The sequence below is a fragment of the Yokenella regensburgei ATCC 49455 genome (genome assembly GCF_000735455.1).
Lineage (GTDB): Bacteria > Pseudomonadota > Gammaproteobacteria > Enterobacterales > Enterobacteriaceae > Yokenella > Yokenella regensburgei.
The window spans coordinates 1-341 of record NZ_JMPS01000102.1 but is presented as its reverse complement, the minus strand read 5'-3'; the positions used below and the strand labels follow the sequence as shown (position 1 = coordinate 341).

The window sequence follows — 341 nt, the reverse complement described above, 5'->3', positions numbered from 1 at the left end:
GTTGTCCTTTCGTCTTACCGGGTGGACAGTACGCGCGGACGTCATTTTATGCACATCGATGCCACAGCTATCATCAGGTTCAGTGAAAGTGGTCATGTTGTCTGCAGGAAAATACAGGTTCGTGATGTGGGTGAGTTTGCTCAAATCCCGGATGAAGCCAGAACGATGTCCGGTTGTGGTTAACGACCTTCTCATGTTGGTGGCTGGATGCGGACAGTGTTGCGGCAGGCTTGATTTTAGATGGCTCCCGTTTGCAGATATCAGTGGAATACTGGTCACTATGGAAACCCTGCAATGAAAAAACTCACCGGAACGTTTATTGTTGTTGCTGCATTATTCAG

1 protein-coding gene is annotated in these 341 nt (G+C 48.1%); it reads left to right on the top strand.

The annotated features are described in order from the left end of the window. A partial coding sequence (locus GYRE_RS24870) for a hypothetical protein (protein WP_211248372.1) occupies positions 1-183 on the top strand: 183 nt, incomplete at its 5' end. Between the last annotated feature and the right edge of the window lie 158 nt (positions 184-341).